The sequence below is a fragment of the Bradyrhizobium commune genome, assembly GCF_015624505.1.
Taxonomy (GTDB): Bacteria; Pseudomonadota; Alphaproteobacteria; order Rhizobiales; family Xanthobacteraceae; genus Bradyrhizobium; species Bradyrhizobium commune.
In genome coordinates this window covers 7,073,060-7,086,353 of sequence record NZ_CP061379.1, presented here as the reverse complement: position 1 = coordinate 7,086,353, position 13,294 = coordinate 7,073,060, and the positions used below count along the sequence as shown (strand labels likewise).

Sequence of the window (13,294 nt, the reverse complement as noted above, 5' to 3'; positions counted from 1 at the left end):
GCAAGTATTGCGGACAAAAGTCGCAATCATCGGAGCGGGGCCGGCCGGATTGTTGCTTGGGCAACTGCTGCACGGCTACGGCATCGACAACATCATCCTGGAGCGGCAAAGCCCCGATTACGTGCTCGGCCGCATCCGTGCCGGCCTTCTGGAGGAAGGAACTGTTGCGCTGCTCGACCAGGTCGGCGCCGGCGCGCGTGCGCATGCCGAGGGCTTGGTGCATGAGGGCATCGAGCTCGCCTTTTCCGGCCGCCGTCATCGCATCGACATGAAGGCTGCGACCGGCAAGACGGTCACGATCTACGGCCAGACCGAGGTCACGCTTGACCTGATGAATGCGCGCAAGGCCGCCGGGCTCAGCACGGTTTACGAGGCCAAGGACGTGCAGCCGCATGATTTCGACGGCAGTCACCCGCGCGTAACCTGGGTGAAGGACGGCGTCGCCCACGCGCTCGATTGCGACTTCATCGCCGGCTGCGACGGATTTCACGGCATCAGCCGCGCCAGCATCCCGGCTTCGGCGATCGAGGAGTTCGAACGGGTCTATCCGTTCGGCTGGCTCGGCATCCTGTCCGAGACGCCGCCGGTCAGCCACGAGCTGATCTATTCCAACCACGCCCGGGGGTTTGCGCTCTGCACCATGCGCTCGATGAAGCGCAGCCGGCACTACGTCCAATGCTCGCTCGACGACCATGTCGACCAGTGGCCGGACGACCGGTTCTGGGACGAGCTGAAGCGCCGGCTCGACCAGGAAGCGGCCGACAGCCTCGTCACCGGACCTTCGATCGAGAAGAGCATCGCGCCGCTGCGCAGCTTCGTCGCCGAACCGATGCGCTTCGGCAAGATGTTCCTGTGCGGCGACGCCGCCCACATCGTGCCGCCGACCGGCGCCAAGGGGCTGAACCTCGCCGCCAGCGATGCGCATTATCTGTCGAGCGCGCTCCGTGAATTCTACGACGAGAAATCGAACGCCGGCATCGATGCCTATTCGGCGAAGGCCTTGGCGCGGGTCTGGAAGGCCGTGCGCTTCTCCTGGTGGATGACCTCGATGCTGCACAAATTCCCCGACACCGGCACCATCGGCGCGCGGATCCAGCTCGCCGAGCTCGACTACGTCACGCAATCGCAGGCCGCGATGACCTCGCTGTCGGAGAATTATGTGGGGTTGCCGTTCTAGGACACGTGGCCGCGCCGCGGACTCCGTCATTGCGAGCGAAGTGTTCAGCCCGGGGACATAGCTTACACCTGTTCGGGGACATGGTTGACACTTTTGGATCATCCTAAATCGATCGCCGCGATCTGGTGCGCGGCGAAGAAGATGCCGAACCTGCCGTCGGTATTGAGTGGACGGATCGCAAGCCGTTCGCCGCGGAAGGCCTGCGGAACCTTCCACAATTTGCCTTTGAAGCTGACATAGGCCTTGGTGGTGGAGACGGAACGGACGACCTCGTGCTCGTCGTATTCCACCGCGGGCAATCTGTCCGGCATTTCCCGCGAACTGGGTTGGTACCGGCTTGCCGGAACGTTGTAGTTCAAAGCCTCATGCGGCCGATCGAGATTGTAGACGGCTCGCCATTGGTCGAATGCGCGCTGCACCTCGGCAAGGTCGCGGTAGCGCCTGAAGGCAAATACCTCGGCCTTCAGCGTGCGATGGAAGCGTTCGTTCTTTCCTCGGCTCTGCGGATGATACGGCCGGCTGTGGATCACCCGGACGCCAAGCTTCAAAAGCCAGACCGTCAGCCCGGTCCAAGGGTCTTCAAGGGTGAAGCCCCAGGGGCCGCCATTGTCGACGAACATCGCATCGGGGAGGCCGTACCGGCGGAATGTCTCCCTCAGATGCCCTTGCACGGTCGAACCTCGCTCGTTGTCACAAGCAGCCAGGCACAACGAGAACCGCGAGTGATCGTCCAGCATCGTCAGCGGGTGGCAGGATACGCCGTCCTCGAGGGGGCTGTGTCCCTTGAAGTCCATCTGCCAGAGCTGATTGGGTGCCTCCTTCTCGAAGCGGATGTAGGGCTGTCCAGGTCTCCCCGCAGGTTCGCTCACGCGATCGTAGCGACGCAGGATCTCGTGCGTCGTCGATATCGCCGGCACGGCTTGCCGGTCGCGCTTTAGACGATGCAAAATCTTGCGCGCCCCCCAGGCCGGGTGGACATCGCGCAAGGCCACAATCTGCTGCTCGATCGCAGCCTCAGTACGATCCGGGCTGTGATGCGGCCGGCGCGAGCGATCGGCCAGCGTCGTATCCCCTGCATCATAGCGCTCGATCCACTTGTAACCAGTCTGGGCACTAATCCCGAACTGCCGGCACAGCTTCCGCCGGTTCACTCCTTCCTGCTTAGCAAGCATCACAAACTCGCGCCGCTGGTCCATGACAGACACCTCTCGCCACGGCATGGCTCGCCCCCTTGTTCGACGAATCCAGCCGATTTTGATGTGTCAACCATGTCCCCGAACAGGTGTAAGCTATGTCCCCGGGCTGAACAGAAGCGAAGCAATCCAGAAATGCCTCGGAGGAGACAGTCTGGATTGCTTCGTCGCAAGAGCTCCTCGCAATGACGGGAGTACCCGTTTCAAACACCCGCGCAAATTCCGTTTAAAACTTTGTAGGCAGTGAAACCGTCATCCACATCGCGTTCAATGCTGGCAACGCCACCTGCAACGCGAGATCGCCATGACCTCTCCCGACATTCCCGCCGGCTTCGAGCCGCATTTCCGCAAAGCCCCGCTCACCGATCCCTGGGAGCCGCTCTATTCCAAAAAGACCGACAAGGCCGTGATCATAGGCCTGCGCCTGGCGAAACCGCACACCAACAGCCGAGGCCTGATCCATGGCGGCCTGATCACCGCACTCGCCGACAACGCCATGGGCTATAGCTGCGCGTTGACGACGAACTGGACGACCTCGTTCGTGACGATCTCGCTCTCGATCGATTTCGTTGGCTCCGCCGAAACCGGTCAGTGGCTCGCGGTCGAGAGCGACGTGATCAAGACCGGCAGCACCATTTGTTTCGCGCAGAGCCTGATCAAGGCCGACGACGCCGTGATCGCGCGGGCGAGCGGGACGTTCCGGGTGGTGCCGAAGAAGGGGTGAGATCTAGAGCGTTTTCGAGCGAAGTGGATACCGGCTCGCGTCAAGAAAACGCGTCAAAACAAGGAACTAGAGCCCCGTTTCGATTCCATCGGAACGGGAAAGGCTCTAGCCAAACCTCCACTCCGCCGTCTCCACCACGAGATCGATGAATGCCCGCACCTTGGCCGAGAGCAGGCGCGAGGTCGGATAGACGATGTGGATCGGCAGCGCCGGCTGCTCGTATTTTGCCAGCACGATTTTCAGCCGCCCGCGCTTCAGTCCCTCCGCGGCCTGATAGGCCAGCACCCGCGTGACGCCGCCGCCGGCTTCGGCATATTGCAGGGCTGCATCCGCGCTGTTGCTGGTGAAGCGCGGGTTCGGCGTCACCTCGATCTCTTGGCCGTCCCGCAGGAAGCGCCACGCTATCGAGGGGCCGAACAGGATGGTCTGGTGCTCCAGCAGCGCTTCCGGCGTCTTCGGCTCGCCGTGGCGTTTCAGATAGCCCGGCGTCGCCACCACGATCCGCCGCATCTCGCCGACCTGGCGCGCGACCAGCGAGGAATCGGCGAGATGGCCGATCCGCACCGCGGCATCGACGGCGTCCTCGACGAGATTGACGAGATGGTCCGACAGCCTGAGTTCGCAGGCGACCTCGGGATAGCGCTTGAGGTAGTCGGTCATCACCGGTCCGACATGAAGCCGGCCAAAGCCCACCGGCGCCGATACCACCAGCCGTCCGCTCGGCCGGTTGCGCTCCTCCCGCGCCGAGCCGTCGGCCTCCTCGACGTCGGCGAGGATCCGGCGAGCGCGCTCGAGATAGCGCGTGCCGACATCGGTCAAGGTCACTTGCCGGGTGGTCCGCTGCAACAGCCGCGCGCCGAGATGCTCCTCCAGCGCCGCGATCAGCCGCGTTACCGCCGAAGGCGACAGCCGCAGTTTTCGTGCCGCCGGCGCAAAGCCACGCAGGTCGGCGACAGTGACGAAGACGTGCATGGCTTCAAGGCGGTCCATTGAATTATTGCATATATCGCAATGATTAAGTGTCAAGCGAGCAGATTGTTTTATTCTCCGGCTGGTCCATTTTGACCTGTGAAGGGCGCAGAAATGCGCTGGAATTTCAGGAGACGGTCCGATGACTGTAGCAGCGCGTGTTTATGCCAGCGATGTGGCCTTCACCCCGGCCGTCAAGTCGATTCAGACCCGCAAGGGTTCGCGCGAGGCGTATGCCCGCGCCGAGCAGCATGGCTGGCGGACCGAAGTCGACGAGAAGCTGGCCGCCTTCCTTGCCGACGCCAGCAGCTTCTATTTCGCTACCGCTTCGGCGGATGGCCAGCCCTATATCCAGCATCGCGGCGGGCCCAAAGGTTTTCTCAAGGTGCTGGACAAGCAGACGCTTGCCTTTGCCGACTATGCCGGCAACCAGCAATATCTGACGCAAGGAAATCTCTCGGAGAATCCCAAGGCCTACATCTTCATCATGGATTACGCCCATCGCCGTCGGGTGAAGATCTGGGGCGAGGCGCGGGTGGTCGAGGAGGACGATGCGCTGACGGCCTCACTGATGCCGAAAGGTTATCGTGCCCGGCCCGAGCAGGTGATCGTGTTCAAGATCGCCGCCTGGGATACCAACTGCCCGCAGCACATCCCGCAGAAGTTCGACGCCGCGGACGTGGCGGCGGCGCTGGCGGCGAGGGATCAGCGCATTGCGGAGCTGGAGGCGGAGGTTGCGGCGCTGAAGGGGCAGACGACGAGCGCAGGCAGCTAATCGTCGACGTCGTCCTGGGTGCGGCCGAACAGGTGCACGATGCCGGGCGTTGCGATCGTCACGAACACGAAGCGCGAGAGGTGATGCGCGCCGACGAAGATCGGGTCGATGTGCAGCGTGAGCGCCAGCGCCAGCATGGCGTCCATTGCGCCCGGCGCAAACGCGACGACGACGTCTGAGAACTTCACCTGCGTGGTGAGCGCGACGATGCCGACGAAGATGGCGGAGACGGCGATGGCCACCGCGAACGAGCCCAGCGCCGCGTTGATGTGACCGGCCAGCGTCTTGATCCGCATCCGGGCAAACCGGCTGCCGATCAGCGCGCCGATCCCGACCAGCGCCACGCCGCGTACCCAGTTCGGCAGGCCGCCATCGACCCAGCCTGCGCCGTGCAGCACGCTCGAGGCGATCATCGCGCCGAACATCCAGCTCGCCGGAAACTTGATCAGCCGCAGCACGAGCGATGCCGCGAGCGACGCGGCGACCAGCTCCAGAAGATCGAGCGGTGAAGCGATGGTCGTCGTCAGCGACGGCGCGACCGAGGGCGCGACGCCCGCCACCGCCAGCACCAACGGCAGCGCCGCGGTGAGGATGATGACGCGCATGGTCTGCACCACCGCGATGCCCGGCAGGTCGGCGCCGCGTTCGACCGCCAGGATCGTGATCTGCGATAGCGCGCCGGGGCTGCCGGCCAGAAACGCCGAGGTGCGGTCCCAGCCATGGACGCGCTGGAGGTAATAGCTCGAGCCGAAGGTCGAGCAGAACGTGGCCAGTGCCAATAGCCCGATGGTCAGCGGATAGGCACTGACCTGCTGGATCAGATGCCGCGAGACGACTGAGCCTAAGGAAATGCCGAGCAGCACCAGCACGGTCTGGGTCAGGAGCGGCGGCACTGACAGCTTGCGCCCGGCGATGGCGGCGATGCCGACCGCGATCATCGATCCCGAGATCAAGCCGCCCGGAAGGCCCGCGGCCAGGAATGCGAGGCCGCCGGCGGCGCCGATGACGAGCGTCTCCGCCGTGCTCAAGAGCTTGGCGCGGCTCGGCCATTCGAACGGCAAGGAGGCGGTGATTTGCTTCACGCCACCTTATTGCAAATCGGCGGGAGGCGCACAATTGCGGCTACGTCATGCCTCAATGCGCGCGCCTCCCGCCGAAAGCGAGGCAAAGGCGAGGGGAGAAATGTGACGGATTTACTTCTTGTCGGCGGCGGCCGGCGCAGCCATCCCGCCCTTGGCGGTCTTGATGCAGTCGGAGCGGAATTTCTTGCGCTCCTTGCCGTGCAGTCCCTTGGCGTCCGCCTGCTTGGAGCATTCGAGCGATTCGGCCGAGTGCTCCTTCGGCGCCTTCTTGTCGGTGGTGGCAGCAGCATCGGTCTTGGTGTCGGTCTTGGCGGCCGGTGCAGCGGTCTGCGCGAAGGCGGTGCCGGTTGCGAACAGGGAGGCGATCGCGACGACGGCGAGGCGGGAGGCGAGGGTCATGGTGTTGCACTCTTCTTGCGAGAATTGCGGAGGGTCGCGAACGTCGGCCCGCGTTGCTGAACGCGACATGAATAACCTGAACGGTGCGATCACTATATTTTGGCCCTCAGTGCCATCGCTTCCTTGTCGGACGTCCCCGGCACGCTAGGATAGCAGTCCTCGTTTTGCTTCCCTGAGGGAGACCAAGGATGACCATTCAAGCCAAATTGTTGTGTGCGATTGCGGTGTCGGGCGTTGCCGCGCTGGTGGCGAGCGCGCCGGCCCAGGCGCTGACCTCGCAGGAGTGCAGCGCGAAATATCAGGCCGCCAAGAAGGACGGCTCGCTCGGCACCATGAAGTGGAATGACTTCCGCAAGGCCCAGTGCGGTGCGGACGCAACGCCCGCAGCTGCGCCGACCGCGGCCGCTCCGGCCGCGCCCCCGCCTGCCGCCGCGCCGACTGCGACTGCGAAGAAGGAGGCCGCGCCCGCCGCTGCTCCGGCGCCGACGATGCCGATGGGCAACGCCGTCTACCCGAACGCGGTCGATCCGAAATACGCCAAGGAGAGCGCTGGCAAGGCGCGCATGCACACCTGCGTCGACCAGTACAATGCCAACAAGACCTCCAACGGCAACGGTGGCATGAAGTGGATCGAGAAGGGCGGCGGCTATTACAGCGAATGCAACAAGAAGCTGAAGGGCGCTGCCTGAGGCTTCAGGACGACGCAGAGGCCGGAGCCAAGCTCCGGCCTCTTGTTTCAGGTCAACAACTTCTCGGCCGATTTCGCGACGAGCTGTGATCGCTTGCGCGGGCCGCGCTCGACGAACAACAAGCTCTGGCCGAAGATGAAGCAGTAGAACAGGAAGGCCTGCGCATCGGCTTCCTCGGCTGCAAGGCCGGTGGCGCGATAAAGTTCGGCGACGTGTTTGAGCCGCGCCGCATCGACGCTCGCGACCGCCGCCGCGGCGCTCCCGTCGGAACGCGCCCACTGCCGGATCGCGAGCTCGATCGCCATGCCCTCCGGATTGAGCCGCTCGGAATAGAGCTGGATCACCGCCCGCAGCCGCTCGCGGGGCGCCTCGCCGTCGAGGCTCGTCTGCTGCGCGATCGACGCCGCGCGTCCCTCGCGCCAGCGTTCCAGCATGGCGTCGAGCAGCGCGGCCCGGTCGGCGAAGCGGCGGTAGAAGCCGCCCTTGGTGACGCCCAGGTTCTTGGCGAGCACCTCGACCCGCACCCCCTCGACCCCCGATCTGGCGAGTTCGGCAAACCCTGCCTCGACCCAGACATCGCCCTTGCCGTCGCTCATGAAGGAAGCCTCACCGGTTCTTGATACGGTACCGTATTGCTAACGCGGAACGAGCTTGATACGCTACCGTATCAACGATCAAAGGGCAGGGAATAGCGATGGAGCAGGAGGCGACCTATCGCGGCACCGTCTATCCGTGGCAGTGCGATCATGTCGGCCACATGAACATCATGTGGTATGTCGGAAAATTCGACGAAGCCAACTGGAATCTGTTTGCCCGGCTCGGGTTGACGCCGAGCTATCTGCGCTCATCCGGCCGCGGCATGGCGGCGGTGCAGCAGAACATCACCTACGAGCGCGAGCTGCTCGCCGGCGACATCGTCGAGATCCGCAGCCGCCTGCTGGAGCTCCGCGAAAAGTCGATCCGCTTCCGACACGACATGACCAATGCCGAGACCGGCGAGGTTGCCGCGTTCTGCGAGATCACGGGCGTGCACATGGACCGGGGCCTGCGCAAGTCTACGCCGTTCGCCGATACGATCCGCGACACCGCCATGCGCCATCTCATCGAACCGGCCGAGGTCTGAGCCATGGCCGTGTTCGAGCCGAAAAATTCGGGCTATCGCGCGGCGGCCATTGCCATGTTCGATGGCCAGCCGGCGATGCGCACGCTCGGCATCGTGATCGTCCGCCTCGCGCCGGGCGAGGTCGAGCTGGCAATGCTGCATTCTCCGGCCTTCACGCAACAGAACGGTTTTGTCCATGCCGGAATCATCACCGCGGGGCTCGACAACGCCTGCGGCGTCGCCGCCTTCACGCTGATGCCATCCGAGGCCGATATCCTCACCGTCGAGTTCAAGACCACGCTGCTCGCGCCCGCTCGCGGCGGGCGTTTTGTGTTCAAGGCCGAGGTGGTCAAACCCGGTCGGACACTGACTTTCTGCGAGGCCAGGGCGTTTGCCGAGCATGAGGGCAAGACCACGCTGATCGCGACGATGACCGGGACGCTGATGGCAATGCTGCCGCGGGCTGCGGCCCACGCGACGCGCGGCGATTGACAAGCTCTGTGGCGCATCCCTTGATGCGACCGTCATGCTTGCGAGTCTCAGCCTCATTCTGCTCTGCCAATTGATCGGCGAGGTCGTGGTGCGCGGTCTCGGCCTGCCGTTGCCGGGGCCGGTGCTCGGCCTGCTCTTGCTGCTGCTCCTGTTACTTGCCCGTGATCGGTTTGCGCTGCTCGCGCGCGGGCCGCTGCGAAACGACGGCGTCGAGACAGCAAGCAAGGGGCTGCTCGCGCATCTCTCGCTGCTGTTCGTCCCTGCCGGCGTCGGCGTCGTGCAAAAACTCGATCTGCTCGCTTCCCACGGCATCGCGATCATCCTGGTGCTCGCGCTCTCGGTGATCGTGACCTTGCTTGTGACCGTGCTGGTCTTCCGCCTGGTCAGCCGCCTGTTGCGGCAGCAGGAGGTGCCATGAGCGATAATCCGTTCTCGCTCTGGGTCTATCTCTCGCAGTCGCCGCTGCTCTGGCTGACGGTGACGCTGCTCGTCTATGCGACCACGGATGCGGTCTCGCTGACGACGCGGCGGCATCCGCTCGCCAATCCAGTGTTGCATGCGATGTGGATCATCGGCGCATTCCTGCTTATGACAGGAACGTCCTACACCACCTATTTCGCCGGCGCGCAGTTCGTGCATTTCCTGCTCGGGCCCGCCACAGTCGCGCTCGCCGTGCCGCTCTATGAGAATCGCAAGCGCGTCGTCGCCTCCATCGTGCCGATGCTGGTGGCGCTGGTTGCAGGCTCGGTCACGGCGGTGGTGTCGGTCGTTCTGCTCGCCGAGTTCGCCGGCCTGCCGCGCGACGTGGTGACGTCGCTGGCGCCGAAATCGGTCACGGCGGGGGTCGCCATGGGCATCAGCGAATCCCTGCATGCCGATCCTTCGCTGACCGCGGTCTCGGTCATCCTCACCGGCATCATGGGCGCGATCATCGTGACACCGCTGATGAACCGCACCGGCATCACCGATTTCCGGGCCCGCGGCTTTGCCGCCGGCCTCGCTGCCCACGGTATCGGCACGGCCCGGGCGTTCCAGGTCAACGAGATCGCCGGCGTGTTCTCCGGCATCGCCATGAGCCTGAACGCTTTGGTCACCTCGTTCCTGGTACCGATCGCGGTGACGCTGCTGGTGCGATGACATCGCGGCCGCGACCCTCTATATGACCGGTAACAACTCCCGGTCCCGAGCCGTATTTGCGGCGATGGGACCGAAACGGGACAAGATATGACAGGATTCAGGAAGAAGGGTTTCGGCCCGACGCGGCGCGCGGCGTTGACGCTGATCGGGGCCGGTGCGCTGGCGGCGGGTGGCATGACCTTGGCGCGCGCCGCCGCCGCCGACGACGAGGTGCTGACCGAAGCCAAGGTGCTGCGCGATCCCGACGTGCCCGTCGCCGGCAATCCCGACGGCAACATCAGCATCATCGAATGGTCCGACTACAATTGCCCCTATTGCCGCAAGCTCGAGCCCGAGCTGCGCCAGGTTATCAAGGATGACGGCAAGGTGAGGCTGGTGCTGAAGGACTGGCCGATCCTTGGGCCGGTCTCGGTCACGGCGGCGCGAATCGCGCTCGCGGCCAAATATCAAGACAAATACCATCAGGCCCATGACGCCATGATGGGCGTCAGCTCGCGCCTGACCGAGCCGCGCATCAACGAGCTGCTTGCGGCCGCCGGCGTCGACATGGACCGGTTGAAGCAGGATCTGTCGGGGCGCGCCAAGGACATCGACGCCATCCTCAAGCGCAACAACGACCAGGCTGAAGCCTTCGGTTTCCGCGGCACGCCGTCCTTCATCGTCGGCAAGTATCGCGTGCCGGGCGTCTTGAGCATGGCCGAGTTCGAGCAGGTCATCGCCGATGCCCGCAAGGCGAAGATGAACTGACGAACCGCGGCGCTGAACGCCGGCAAAGCAAAGGCGCCGCCGCGAATCGCGACGGCGCCTTGTTCAGGTTTGGTCGATCGCGTTACTTCGACGAGATCCGGACCCAATCCTTGTGCGCGCGATCGCGCAACAGGTCCCAATCGGCCTTCGCGACATCCCAGTTCACGATGGTGCGATTGGCGGTCGCGACCTCGCCGTTGGCAACGGACGACGTCTGCATGGAGTCATAGACATACACGCCGCAGCCGAGCAGCAACGCGCCCAAGATCATTCCAAAAAAAGTCTGCATGGCGAACCTCCGGTGACGGGCGGATAACGTCGGCCCGGAGTGATGGTTCCGCGACAGTGCGGCGCGGGTAAGGACGGTTCGTTCATGCTCCATTCAGCCATGGCAATGGATTTCGGAATAATCGCATTATGCCGCTGTTTTGCCCGACGGGTCAAATGGCTTTAAGGGAGCGCACGTCGCGCTGATCTGACACGCACGGTCTACTGTGCATGGGGTTGTTTTCGACATTTCGCTACCGCGCGCCTAACTTCCATTCAGCCACGCCACCAGCTCCGCGTTGATCTCGCGCGGATAGGTGTGGCTGAGATCGTCGATCTCGCGATAGGTCACGTCGGCGCCCGCCGCGGAAAGCGCGGCCTGCGTCTGCCGCGCGGTCTGCACCGGAAACATCCAGTCGAGCTTGCCGTGGGTGATGAAGATCGGCAGGCCTTGCATCCGCGTGGCGTCGGCCATCTCCGCCATCAGCGGATGGAACGTTGCGGAGACTGGCGCAAGATGCGTGAAGGGCGAGGCGCCGTCGAGCCCGCTGACATAGCAGAAGGTGCCGCCATCGCTCATGCCGGTCAGCAGCAGGCGCGAGGTGTCGACGGTCCAGCGGCTGCACACGGTTTCGAAGATGCGCATCAGATTGGGCGTGTCGGTGTCGTCGCCCATCAGCGCCCAGGTCTGCCCGGTCGCGGTCGGTGCCACCAGGATTGCGCCGAGGCTGCGGGCGTCGCGCAGCCAGCTCCACAGGAAGCCGCGACCGTTTCCGCTGCCGCCATGCAGTGCCATCACCAGCGGCATGGCGCGATCCGGTGTGTAATATTCGGGCACATAGACCGAGAAGCCGCCGCGGCTGCCCGGCTCGTTGTGATCGTGGAAGATTCCGGTGTGCTCGCTTGCGCCGGCTTCCAGCCGTGCAAGCAAATCGCCATTCTCGCGATTGGCGGCGTTGAGGAAGAAGCTGCTCACCGGCGGAAACTGCAGCGACAGCGGATACAGCGCCTCCATTGCGCGGGGCATGTGGCGCAGCGTGCGGAACACGGCGACGAGATCGCCATTGCCGCGCTCGACCTCGCGCAGCCCGGCGAAGGCGGCGAGCGTCTCGTTGCAGGCCGTATCCAGCCGGCTACGCAAGCCGGCAAATTGTTCGGGCCACTCGCCGATCGCGGCGCGCGCGGCTTGCAACGCCTCGTCCGGCGCACCGATCGCAGACATCACCGAGCCAAAGGCCGGCGGATGCAGACGCCGAGCGAAGAAGCCGAGTGCCTCCAGCGCATTGAGCAAGTGCGGCAGCACGGCCACGATGTCGTCGACGACGGCCTCGGTCATTGCTGCTTCCTCAAATGTTGGGATCAGTGCAGCTTCGGCGCCTTCAAGAGCTTGAAGCGGTCGGTCGACGTGACCGTGACGTCGAAGGTGACGCCCTCATGATGCACGGTCAGCGGCACGTCGACGCCGGCGGCGCCGAGTGCCCACATCTTCTTGTAGAAGGCCGTCTGGCTTGTGACCTTGTCGCCATCCACCGCGAGGATGACATCGCCGGTCTTGAGCTCGGCGCGCGCGGCCGGGCCGTTGGCGGAGATCCCGATCACCACGACGCGGTTGTCGATCTCGGTCGAATAGAGCCCGAGCCAGGGCCGTGCCGGTTTGTTGACCCGGCCGAACTTGCGCAGATCGTCAAGGATCGGCTTCAACAGGTCGATTGGCACGATCATGTTGACGTGCTCGGCCTTGCCGTCGCGCTCACGCTCCAGCTGAAGCGAGCCGATGCCGATCAACTCGCCACGCTCGTTGATCAGTCCGGTGCCGCCCCAGTTCGGATGGGCGGGATAGGTGAACACGGCCTCGTCGAGCAGATACTCCCAATAGCCGGCGAATTCCTGCTTGGCCACGATCTGGCTCGCGACCGATCGCGTCCGGCCGCCGGCGCCGCCGACCACGACGCGGTCACCGATCCTGGCCTCCGCCGACGAGCCGAGCGGCAACGGCTCGATGTCGAGCCGGCCGAGCGCCTGCACCAGGCCGAACCCGCTGACGGCATCGAAGCCGAGCACATGTCCTTCCACCACGCGCCCGTCGCCGAGATGCAGCCACACCGACTCGGCCTCGGTGACGAGATAGCCGATGGTGAGCACCAGCCCGTCGTCGATCACGACGCCGTTGCCGGCACGTTCGGTGCCCAGCGTCTCGGCGCTGAAAGCGTCCGGCGGGATGATGGCATGAAGGCCAACAACGGAGGCGAGCGCGCGGTCGAGATCGAAACCGTAATCGCTCGCCCGCGGCTGGTTGGCCGGCGGCACTCTCCATTCGGTCAGAGCGGGCATGGAGGTCTCCTGATCTGCGAGCGTGATCCCTTCGTCGCGAAAACAGGACGCGCGAAGCGTTGGTAATTTAAGCCCGGGGCGGCCGTCTTGAAAGCCTTGACCGCCAACTATTCCAGACACCGTCGGAGCAATTCACCGATCATGACGAGGAACTGTCCGTGCTCGTCGCGGCGGCAGTTCGTCCGATCAGGGCCTGGTCGCGGCTTACCG

At 64.5% G+C, this 13,294-nt stretch carries 17 protein-coding genes; 9 read left to right on the top strand and 8 right to left on the bottom strand.

From position 1 onward, the window contains the following. Positions 1 to 7: 7 nt before the first annotated feature. Positions 8 to 1,177 (top strand): 4-hydroxybenzoate 3-monooxygenase, encoded by a 1,170-nt coding sequence (pobA, locus tag IC761_RS33270; protein WP_195800839.1) that lies wholly within the window; start codon positions 8 to 10, stop codon positions 1,175 to 1,177. Positions 1,178 to 1,275: 98 nt separating this feature from the next. Here the strand turns inward: pobA and IC761_RS33265 are convergent, their stop codons facing one another. After that, positions 1,276 to 2,397 carry an IS481 family transposase gene (locus IC761_RS33265; protein WP_195798467.1) on the bottom strand — a complete coding sequence of 374 codons (1,122 nt, stop codon included), beginning with the start codon at positions 2,395 to 2,397 and terminating at the stop codon, positions 1,276 to 1,278. A gap of 277 nt (positions 2,398 to 2,674) precedes the next feature. Here IC761_RS33265 and IC761_RS33260 point away from each other — a divergent pair, with 277 nt between their 5' ends. After that, positions 2,675 to 3,094, top strand: coding sequence for a PaaI family thioesterase (locus IC761_RS33260; protein WP_195800838.1), 420 nt, complete (start codon positions 2,675 to 2,677; stop codon positions 3,092 to 3,094). A 105-nt stretch (positions 3,095 to 3,199) separates the two neighbouring features. On the opposite strand, the gene IC761_RS33255 is transcribed toward IC761_RS33260, so the two are convergent. Next, positions 3,200 to 4,084 carry a LysR family transcriptional regulator gene (locus IC761_RS33255; protein ID WP_195800837.1) on the bottom strand — a complete coding sequence of 295 codons (885 nt, stop codon included), beginning with the start codon at positions 4,082 to 4,084 and terminating at the stop codon, positions 3,200 to 3,202. Positions 4,085 to 4,205: 121 nt separating this feature from the next. Between IC761_RS33255 and IC761_RS33250 the strand changes: the two genes are divergently transcribed. Continuing rightward, on the top strand, positions 4,206 to 4,838 hold the full coding sequence (locus IC761_RS33250; RefSeq protein ID WP_195800836.1) for a pyridoxamine 5'-phosphate oxidase family protein: 633 nt from the start codon (positions 4,206 to 4,208) through the stop codon (positions 4,836 to 4,838). Here IC761_RS33250 and IC761_RS33245 read toward each other — a convergent pair. Together IC761_RS33245 and IC761_RS33240 are read right to left on the bottom strand one after the other, a co-directional pair. Continuing rightward, a complete protein-coding gene (locus IC761_RS33245) occupies positions 4,835 to 5,920 on the bottom strand; it encodes an AbrB family transcriptional regulator (RefSeq protein WP_195800835.1) in 1,086 nt (361 codons plus the stop codon). The genes IC761_RS33250 and IC761_RS33245 overlap by 4 nt on opposite strands. Positions 5,921 to 6,031: 111 nt before the next feature. Continuing rightward, the gene (locus tag IC761_RS33240) at positions 6,032 to 6,319 is read right to left on the bottom strand and encodes a PsiF family protein (RefSeq protein WP_195800834.1); all 288 of its coding nucleotides are present in this window, start codon (positions 6,317 to 6,319) and stop codon (positions 6,032 to 6,034) included. Between the two features lie 188 nt (positions 6,320 to 6,507). On the opposite strand from IC761_RS33240, the gene IC761_RS33235 reads away from it, so the two are divergent. Further along, positions 6,508 to 7,008 (top strand): hypothetical protein, encoded by a 501-nt coding sequence (locus tag IC761_RS33235; protein WP_195800833.1) that lies wholly within the window; start codon positions 6,508 to 6,510, stop codon positions 7,006 to 7,008. A gap of 47 nt (positions 7,009 to 7,055) precedes the next feature. Here the strand turns inward: IC761_RS33235 and IC761_RS33230 are convergent, their stop codons facing one another. Continuing rightward, positions 7,056 to 7,604: a TetR/AcrR family transcriptional regulator gene (locus IC761_RS33230; protein ID WP_195800832.1), complete on the bottom strand. Its 549-nt coding sequence runs from the start codon at positions 7,602 to 7,604 to the stop codon at positions 7,056 to 7,058. A gap of 98 nt (positions 7,605 to 7,702) precedes the next feature. Between IC761_RS33230 and IC761_RS33225 the strand changes: the two genes are divergently transcribed. The 5 genes from IC761_RS33225 to IC761_RS33205 all read left to right on the top strand — a co-directional run bounded on the left by IC761_RS33225 (position 7,703) and on the right by IC761_RS33205 (position 10,486). Then, on the top strand, positions 7,703 to 8,131 hold the full coding sequence (locus IC761_RS33225; protein WP_195800831.1) for an acyl-CoA thioesterase: 429 nt from the start codon (positions 7,703 to 7,705) through the stop codon (positions 8,129 to 8,131). Positions 8,132 to 8,134: 3 nt separating this feature from the next. Then, positions 8,135 to 8,602, top strand: coding sequence for a PaaI family thioesterase (locus IC761_RS33220; RefSeq protein ID WP_195800830.1), 468 nt, complete (start codon positions 8,135 to 8,137; stop codon positions 8,600 to 8,602). A gap of 34 nt (positions 8,603 to 8,636) precedes the next feature. After that, positions 8,637 to 9,020 (top strand): CidA/LrgA family protein, encoded by a 384-nt coding sequence (locus IC761_RS33215; RefSeq protein ID WP_195800829.1) that lies wholly within the window; start codon positions 8,637 to 8,639, stop codon positions 9,018 to 9,020. After that, the gene (locus tag IC761_RS33210) at positions 9,017 to 9,739 is read left to right on the top strand and encodes an LrgB family protein (RefSeq protein ID WP_195800828.1); all 723 of its coding nucleotides are present in this window, start codon (positions 9,017 to 9,019) and stop codon (positions 9,737 to 9,739) included. The genes IC761_RS33215 and IC761_RS33210 overlap by 4 nt, the downstream gene beginning before the upstream one ends. An 87-nt stretch (positions 9,740 to 9,826) precedes the next feature. Continuing rightward, entirely contained in the window at positions 9,827 to 10,486 is a 660-nt protein-coding gene (locus IC761_RS33205) for a DsbA family protein (protein WP_195800827.1), read from the top strand. An 82-nt stretch (positions 10,487 to 10,568) separates the two neighbouring features. Here the strand turns inward: IC761_RS33205 and IC761_RS33200 are convergent, their stop codons facing one another. From IC761_RS33200 to IC761_RS33190, 3 genes are all read right to left on the bottom strand, one after another. Beyond that, positions 10,569 to 10,775 (bottom strand): hypothetical protein, encoded by a 207-nt coding sequence (locus IC761_RS33200; RefSeq protein WP_195800826.1) that lies wholly within the window; start codon positions 10,773 to 10,775, stop codon positions 10,569 to 10,571. A gap of 243 nt (positions 10,776 to 11,018) precedes the next feature. Next, entirely contained in the window at positions 11,019 to 12,089 is a 1,071-nt protein-coding gene (locus IC761_RS33195) for a carboxylesterase family protein (RefSeq protein WP_195800825.1), read from the bottom strand. A gap of 23 nt (positions 12,090 to 12,112) precedes the next feature. Beyond that, the gene (locus IC761_RS33190) at positions 12,113 to 13,084 is read right to left on the bottom strand and encodes a S1C family serine protease (protein ID WP_195800824.1); all 972 of its coding nucleotides are present in this window, start codon (positions 13,082 to 13,084) and stop codon (positions 12,113 to 12,115) included. Between the last annotated feature and the right edge of the window lie 210 nt (positions 13,085 to 13,294).

Bases quoted from the DNA above. Each gene is read 5' to 3' on its own strand.
- IC761_RS33265 (WP_195798467.1), bottom strand. From the start codon at position 2,397: ATGCCGTGGCGAGAGGTGTCTGTCATGGACCAGCGGCGCGAGTTTGTG.
- IC761_RS33260 (WP_195800838.1), top strand. From the start codon at position 2,675: ATGACCTCTCCCGACATTCCCGCCGGCTTCGAGCCGCATTTCCGCAAA.
- IC761_RS33255 (WP_195800837.1), bottom strand. From the start codon at position 4,084: ATGGACCGCCTTGAAGCCATGCACGTCTTCGTCACTGTCGCCGACCTG.
- IC761_RS33250 (WP_195800836.1), top strand. From the start codon at position 4,206: ATGACTGTAGCAGCGCGTGTTTATGCCAGCGATGTGGCCTTCACCCCG.
- IC761_RS33240 (WP_195800834.1), bottom strand. From the start codon at position 6,319: ATGACCCTCGCCTCCCGCCTCGCCGTCGTCGCGATCGCCTCCCTGTTC.
- IC761_RS33235 (WP_195800833.1), top strand. From the start codon at position 6,508: ATGACCATTCAAGCCAAATTGTTGTGTGCGATTGCGGTGTCGGGCGTT.
- IC761_RS33230 (WP_195800832.1), bottom strand. From the start codon at position 7,604: ATGAGCGACGGCAAGGGCGATGTCTGGGTCGAGGCAGGGTTTGCCGAA.
- IC761_RS33225 (WP_195800831.1), top strand. From the start codon at position 7,703: ATGGAGCAGGAGGCGACCTATCGCGGCACCGTCTATCCGTGGCAGTGC.
- IC761_RS33220 (WP_195800830.1), top strand. From the start codon at position 8,135: ATGGCCGTGTTCGAGCCGAAAAATTCGGGCTATCGCGCGGCGGCCATT.
- IC761_RS33215 (WP_195800829.1), top strand. From the start codon at position 8,637: ATGCTTGCGAGTCTCAGCCTCATTCTGCTCTGCCAATTGATCGGCGAG.
- IC761_RS33210 (WP_195800828.1), top strand. From the start codon at position 9,017: ATGAGCGATAATCCGTTCTCGCTCTGGGTCTATCTCTCGCAGTCGCCG.
- IC761_RS33205 (WP_195800827.1), top strand. From the start codon at position 9,827: ATGACAGGATTCAGGAAGAAGGGTTTCGGCCCGACGCGGCGCGCGGCG.
- IC761_RS33200 (WP_195800826.1), bottom strand. From the start codon at position 10,775: ATGCAGACTTTTTTTGGAATGATCTTGGGCGCGTTGCTGCTCGGCTGC.
- IC761_RS33195 (WP_195800825.1), bottom strand. From the start codon at position 12,089: ATGACCGAGGCCGTCGTCGACGACATCGTGGCCGTGCTGCCGCACTTG.
- IC761_RS33190 (WP_195800824.1), bottom strand. From the start codon at position 13,084: ATGCCCGCTCTGACCGAATGGAGAGTGCCGCCGGCCAACCAGCCGCGG.